Source organism: Acetomicrobium thermoterrenum DSM 13490 (genome assembly GCF_900107215.1).
Taxonomy (GTDB): Bacteria; Synergistota; Synergistia; order Synergistales; family Acetomicrobiaceae; genus Acetomicrobium; species Acetomicrobium thermoterrenum.
In genome coordinates this window covers 44,982-51,564 of the sequence record NZ_FNPD01000013.1, presented here as the reverse complement: position 1 = coordinate 51,564, position 6,583 = coordinate 44,982, and the positions used below count along the sequence as shown (strand labels likewise).

General features: G+C 47.3%; 7 protein-coding genes and 1 rRNA gene. All 8 read right to left on the bottom strand.

The features are described 5' to 3' along the window. Positions 1-224 (bottom strand): 16S ribosomal RNA (locus BLU12_RS09330); the annotation flags it as partial. Positions 225-446: 222 nt separating this feature from the next. Next, the gene (locus BLU12_RS09325; protein WP_091462316.1) at positions 447-707 is read right to left on the bottom strand and encodes an HPr family phosphocarrier protein; all 261 of its coding nucleotides are present in this window, start codon (positions 705-707) and stop codon (positions 447-449) included. A gap of 4 nt (positions 708-711) precedes the next feature. Next, positions 712-1,110: a DUF1667 domain-containing protein gene (locus tag BLU12_RS09320; RefSeq protein ID WP_200778750.1), complete on the bottom strand. Its 399-nt coding sequence runs from the start codon at positions 1,108-1,110 to the stop codon at positions 712-714. Positions 1,111-1,115: 5 nt separating this feature from the next. After that, the gene (locus BLU12_RS09315; RefSeq protein ID WP_091462314.1) at positions 1,116-2,369 is read right to left on the bottom strand and encodes an NAD(P)/FAD-dependent oxidoreductase; all 1,254 of its coding nucleotides are present in this window, start codon (positions 2,367-2,369) and stop codon (positions 1,116-1,118) included. Beyond that, entirely contained in the window at positions 2,369-3,847 is a 1,479-nt protein-coding gene (locus BLU12_RS09310; protein WP_091462313.1) for an NAD(P)/FAD-dependent oxidoreductase, read from the bottom strand. The genes BLU12_RS09315 and BLU12_RS09310 overlap by 1 nt, the downstream gene beginning before the upstream one ends. A 141-nt stretch (positions 3,848-3,988) precedes the next feature. Then, a complete protein-coding gene (glpK, locus tag BLU12_RS09305) occupies positions 3,989-5,503 on the bottom strand; it encodes a glycerol kinase GlpK (protein WP_091462311.1) in 1,515 nt (504 codons plus the stop codon). Positions 5,504-5,535: 32 nt separating this feature from the next. Beyond that, complete coding sequence (dhaM, locus tag BLU12_RS09300; RefSeq protein WP_091462310.1) at positions 5,536-5,937, bottom strand: dihydroxyacetone kinase phosphoryl donor subunit DhaM; 402 nt, start codon at positions 5,935-5,937, stop codon at positions 5,536-5,538. A gap of 3 nt (positions 5,938-5,940) precedes the next feature. Continuing rightward, the gene (gene dhaL / locus BLU12_RS09295; protein ID WP_091462308.1) at positions 5,941-6,582 is read right to left on the bottom strand and encodes a dihydroxyacetone kinase subunit DhaL; all 642 of its coding nucleotides are present in this window, start codon (positions 6,580-6,582) and stop codon (positions 5,941-5,943) included. Position 6,583: the final 1 nt, after the last annotated feature.

Genomic DNA, 6,583 nt, shown 5'->3' with positions numbered 1-6,583 from the left:
AAGGCTGTAGCAAGCTACATTTTCACCTCTTGCGAGGCATATGGGGTTTTAGCACCCGTTTCCAGGCGTTATCCCCCTCCTTAGGACAGCTACTCACGTGTTACTCACCCGTCCGCCGCTCTACCTTGAGCTTGTCGTAAGACTCGCTCGAGGTATCGCACGACTTGCATGTGTTAAGCGCGCCGCCAGCGTTCGTCCTGAGCCAGGATCAAACTCTCCGTTCAATCCAAAGCTTTATGTGTTGCAAGCTGAAAACCAACTGACTTGCACCTTAATAGGTGCTCGCACAACTGATTTCAATTACTTTACTTTCAGGCTTTCTCGCTGCTGCCTATGAACTTGTCAAGGTGCTGATTTGTTGCGTGCTCCTCTCGAGCAGCGCAAGAGATATATTATTCGGGTTTGCCAAATATGTCAACCCCCAAAATATGTATACTTAATATATTTTACATCTCCGTGTCTTCACATATTTTTACCAGCTCTTCCAAAGCCTCCTCTTCTCTCTCCCCATCAGCCTTCAAGACGATTTTTTCATTCGGCTCAATGCCTAGACTCATTACGGCCAATATACTTTTGGCATCGACTTCCTTGTCGTTTTTAGATAAGGTTATCTTGCACGGAAAGGCCGCTGCTTTTTGAACGAACAATGCCGCCGGCCTGGCATGCAAACCATGCGGGTTCTTTACCACTACTTCCTTCTCGACCACTTCTTTAACCTCCTTGCGAAATGAGTTCCACAGATTGTTTTGTGGGCAGAGATCTGCTTGCCACTATATCTACCCCTGTGTCGCAGACATTTTTAATTATAACCTGCCCTATTTCAAGGGGAGCTTTGACCGTTACGCGCGCAACGGCTTTAGTTATCTCGAAAATCTTATCTTTCGGCACAGGCTCTTTACTGCGCACGGGGCACACGGGCAGAGCGCCGCCTTCAACCCTTACGGTTGATGCAAACACTCGACGTGGGTTGGTCATTTCTATTTTAGCGTACTCCTCTCCCCTCGGGCAGCTGTTGCCTGAAATCGATACGACATGACCGTCTTCTTCTTTGACAATCATAAAACAACCCACAGGACAAGCAGTACATATTATTCTCCTTTCCTCGGACATTTTGCCTATACCTCCTTTATGTCGACTATGATCTCATCGACGTCTCCCAGGGCCTGGAGATCTTGGAGTTTAACGTGAGCTTCGTTCATCTCTCCCGGCCTCGCATATCTAAGCCTTCTCTCGTATAACCCAGGCTCAACTACAACTTTGCACCTTTTTTCTATAGGTTGGGCAACTCGCATATAAATGGTCGCATCGCTCTGCCCCGAAAGCCATTGAGGAGAATAGAGCCTAACGTTGTCTCCCCCGGAAACCTTTATCTTTCTTTCGCCGGGTTTGAACTTTCCCGCTGCAAAAAGCGCTGCATTCCTGCCCGCCCTCTCCCCTTCCATGCTGACCCAGTCCACTAAGTCATATACGATAACTACATTACCCGCAGCAAATATGTTTGGCTTTGAAGTCTGAAGAAGCTCATTCACAATCGGACCCTGTGTAACTGGATTTATTTCAACATCGGCCATTCTCGACAGTTCGTTTTCAGGAATGAGCCCCACAGCCAAAAGCAATGTATCGCATCCCAGAAATTTCTCCGTTCCCACGATAGGATTACGATTTTTGTCAACTTTTGCTACCGTTACCCCCTCCAACCTGTCCTTTCCGTGCACCTCTATCACTGTTTCCTCTAAATAGAAGGGAATACAATAATCATCGAGGCATTGAGCAATATTTCGCCTAAGCCCCCCTGGCCAAGGCATTATCTCGTAAACGCCCAATACTTCCGCCCCTTCCCATATCATCCTCCTCGCCATTATTAACCCCACGTCTCCGGAGCCTAAAATTACGACCTTATTGCCAGGCATATAGCCTTCCATATTCACCAACCTTTGCGCTGTGCCGGCGGTATATATTCCTGCTGGACGCGTCCCGGGAATTCCAAGAGCGCCTAAGGGTCTTTCGCGACAACCCATTGCCAAGACCAAAGATTTGGATACCACCCTTTTAATGCCCAAAGAGGGGTTCATTATCCAAAAAGAACCATCGTCCTCCATATGAAAGACCATAGAATTGGTCCAAAATTCGACCCCGGCTTCACGAGCTTTACTGATCCAACGATGTACGTATTCAGGACCCGTCAATTCTTCGCCAAAGGCATGTAAGCCAAAACCTGGATGTATGCACTGTTGTAATATGCCACCCAAATCCCAATCTCTCTCAAATATGGCCACTTTTTCCGCTCCGGCCTCTTTGGCTCCTACGCCGGCCGCTATCCCGGCAGGACCTGCACCAATAACAGCTACGTCAACGATAATATCGCTCATCACATACCCTCCCTAAACCAATACTCCTTGGTCTTGCCTACCAGCAATCGAGAATGACCTCCGTGCCTGGTGACTTCCTCCATGGGAATGTTAAGCTCCCTAGACAAGATTTCGATGACCCTTGGCCCGCAAAATCCTCCCTGACATCTGCCAGCTCCCGCACGCGTCCAAATTTTCACCGCAGCTACTGTTCTGGCACCCCTTCTTATAGCCTCTACTACCTGGCCTTCCGTAACGCTTTCACACCTGCAGACTATTTGTGCATATCTGGGATCTTTTTTTGCCAGGGCAGATCTTTCTTCCATGGAAAGATACGCGAATCGAGGAATATGTTTTCGTTCCGGAACAAAATTTTTGTCAGGTTTGAAATCCACCAAGTCCTTTAGCTCGTCTTTCATTCTCTCGACAATATGCTGGGCAATAGCGGGAGCAGAGGTAAAACCGGGAGATTTGATACCTGCCACGTTAACAAATCCATGGGGCCTTTTTAAGATGTCTATTACAAAATCTCCTGTGTCAGGATCAGCTCTTAGCCCTGCAAATGTCGTTATCGCCATATTCATAGGAATGGACGGTATAAGCCTTCTCGCACCTTCTATGACCTGTTCCAATCCCTCTCTGGTAGTTGCCGTTTTGTCCCGATCGAGTTGAAATATAGATGTGGGCCCCATCAAAAGATTGTGATCAGCGGTAGGTGCCACCGTTATCCCCTTTCCCGCTTGGGAAGGACAGGGGAAGAAAAAACTTTTTACGAGATTCCCCACATATTTGTCGGTGATGAAGTAATCCCCCCTCCTTGGATGGATCACGAAGCTTTCGTCGCCTACCTTTTTTGCTATCTCATCGGAATGAACTCCTGCTGCGTTGATAACAATAGGAGAAAGGAAAAGCCCTTTATTCGTATTAATTCCAACGACCTGCCCTTTATCCTGAGACAGAAGGACATCCGAAACTTCCGTCTCCAAAAAGAGCTCCACCCCGTTTTGTTGCGCGTTATCCATAAAAGCTAAAACCGCTTCGAAGTTATTTATGATGCAACCTGTTGGAGCCCACAGGGCAGCGATAATATCTTTTGATGCATTCGGCTCACGAGATCTCAATTCGTCCCCGCTTATAATCTCCAGCGAAGGTACGCCGTTTTTTCTGCCCTGCTCTAAAAGCAAATTGAGATGGGGTATTTCATTTTCGGCTAAGGCGCAAACATAGGATCCTACTTTGTTGAGAGTGAAATCGAGCTCTTCATAGAGATTCCTGTACATCTCATTGCCCTTTGGGCAAAAATGGGCTTTGGTGGTTCCTGGTTTATCGTCGTAGCCCGCATGAACCATGCCGCTATTTGCCCTAGAAGCTCCGGATGGCAATTCTGCGGCTTTATCAAGCACGGCTACCCTAACATCGTAACGGGACAGTTCCCGTGCGATAGTAGATCCCACTATCCCTCCGCCAATTACAATAATGTCGTAATATCGCGTACTCACAAGAACACCTCCTGAGGTACTATTTACATTCCTCAAAAAATTAAAGAGGGAGAAAGGCACATTATTATGTGCACCTCTCTCCCTCTCATGCACCATCTCCAAATTTACCTAATCATTTCAAGTTGGTCGAAGATAGTTAAATTAGTCAATCCATCCCTTAGCTTTCTCTATCGCCTTTTTCCAGCCTCCGTACATTTCCTCTCTTTTTTCTGTGCTCATAACAGGCTCGAATTTCTTGTCCACCTTCCAGTGTTTTCTAAGCTCATCCAAGCTCGTCCAGAATCCTGTAGCCAGTCCGGCAGCATAAGCAGCCCCCAATGCTGTCGTTTCATTGACCTTCGGCCTGACGACGGGAACACCCAAAAGATCTGCTTGCAACTGCATTAAAAGATTGTTACGCACAGCACCGCCGTCTACCTTAAGTTCCGTTAAAGGAACGCCGGAATCGGCCTCCATCGCCTTTTGCACGTCCAATGTTTGATAGCATATGGACTCCAGGGTGGCTCTGATTATATGTTCCTTACGAATATATCGGGTCAATCCGACGATACACCCTCTTGCTCTCATATCCCAGTAAGGAGCGAAAAGGCCAGAGAAGGCAGGAACAAAGTATATACCACCTGTATCCTTAACTTTGCTGGCAAACCACTCGGAGTCTGCTGCATCGTCAAACAGCCTCAAATTATCACGCAACCATTGAATGGCAGCTCCGGTAATGGCCATTGAACCCTCTAAAGCGTAAATCGCTTCTCCTTCCTTGAGGCTATAAGCAACAGTCGTAAGCAATCCGCTTTTAGAAAGAGTGGGCGTTTTCCCTATATTCAGCAACATGAAGTTTCCCGTGCCGTAAGTATTCTTTGCTTCCCCGACATCGTAACATACCTGTCCAAAAACAGCTGCCTGCTGGTCACCTAAATCTCCTGCTACAGGAATGCTTGCCTTAAAAGCCCCATTTGGAGTGGTATTTCCGTATACGCAGCTGCTTGGCTTAATTTGCGGCAACATTGATTTGGGAATTCCAAGAAAATCCAGCATTTCGTCGTCCCATTGCAATGTCTTAATATTCATAAGCATAGTCCTTGACGCATTAGTCATATCCGTAACGTGGACACCGCCATTGGGACCGCCGGTCAAATTCCATATTAACCAAGTATCGATATTACCAAACAACAGCTCACCCCTCTGGGCTTTCTCTTTAGCACCTGGTACATTGTCCAGAATCCATTTGATCTTCGGTCCTGAGAAATAGGTGCTTATTACAAGACCGGTCTTTTGGTTGACTTTCTCGTTAGCGCCAGCCTCTTTCTCCCACTCTAGGCAGAAGTCCTGAGTCCTCATACACTGCCACACTATAGCGTTATAAATAGGCTTGCCTGTGTTTTTGTCCCACACCACAGTGGTTTCCCTTTGGTTTGTGATGCCGACAGCTGCTATTTCCTTGGAATCGATATTGCCCTTCTCCAAGGCCCCTCTAATAACGTCCTGAGTACGAGACCAAATTTCCATAGCATCGTGTTCAACCCAGCCTGGTTGCGGATATATCTGCTCGTGCTCCATCTGGCTACTCGATACAGGATTACCCTCCTGATCGAATATCATACACCTCGTGCTGGTAGTCCCCTGATCGATAGCGGCCACATACTTCTTATTAGTCATCCTGATCTCCTCCTTTTGTTTTTATTGCTCTTTTAAACCCTTAATTTTTTTAATGAATGAGCCTCTTCGGCAACCTGCTTTACCTTCTCCAAAGAAGAACCTGTACTCGCTTCCACAACAGCCATCACAGCACCCTCTAAAACAGGCGCATCGGCAATTAATACCTTGCTTTTTTGTTCCTCCTCTAAGGAATCTAGCGCAGCCTTAGCAGATAAAACGGCGCTCCCCAAATCAGGCAAGACGACAATTCCATCGCATTCGTCCAAAAGGTCAAGGAGTGCTTCGTATATCCTTCCCGTAGAAGTACCGATACCCCCTTCCTCATTGCCTCCAACTCCGACTACTCTTACCTTTTCTCCAGCCATTTGAAGAGCTATTTCCGCAATCCCGCTAGAGGCTTTAAAGCTATGACAAACGACGAGAATGCCAATCATGCACTAACCCTCCAGAGCATCACAAAGGGCCTTTAATATCAAATAACTCGACGTAGCTCCCGGGTCCTGGTGTCCGGCTGACCTTTCGCCCAAATAGCTTGCTCGCCCCTTTCTGGCAACCATCGGTATCGTGTCCTTCATGCCTTTTTCTGCCATTGCCAGGGCTTTTTCCAATCCCTGTTTTAACGACAACCCGTCCTTCGCAGCGGATTCCAACGCTTCTACTGCTGGAGTAAGGGCATCCACCATGGTCTTGTCGGCAAGTTGAGCTTTGCCCAAAGACACTACACCCTGCAAACCCTCTCGAAAGGCCTGTGCCAACAAAGGAAGATCCGCTTCCTTTTGGCCGGCAAGTTTCATCGACGCCTTCATAAAAAATGTGCCATAAAGGGGCCCTGCCGCTCCTCCTACGGTACTCATCAGTGTCATGGCCACGTCCTTAAATACCGAGCCTATATCGTTATATTCGTTGCTCTTTACTTTCTCCAGAGCTTTAGCAAAGCCTCTGCTCATGTTTATGCCATGGTCGGCATCACCTATCGCGGAATCAAGTTCTGTCAGGTATTCCTTATTGATGTCTACGATATCTTTTATTCTTCGTATCGTCTCTATAGCCTTTGTTACGTCAAGGTTCCCGTTATCCAAC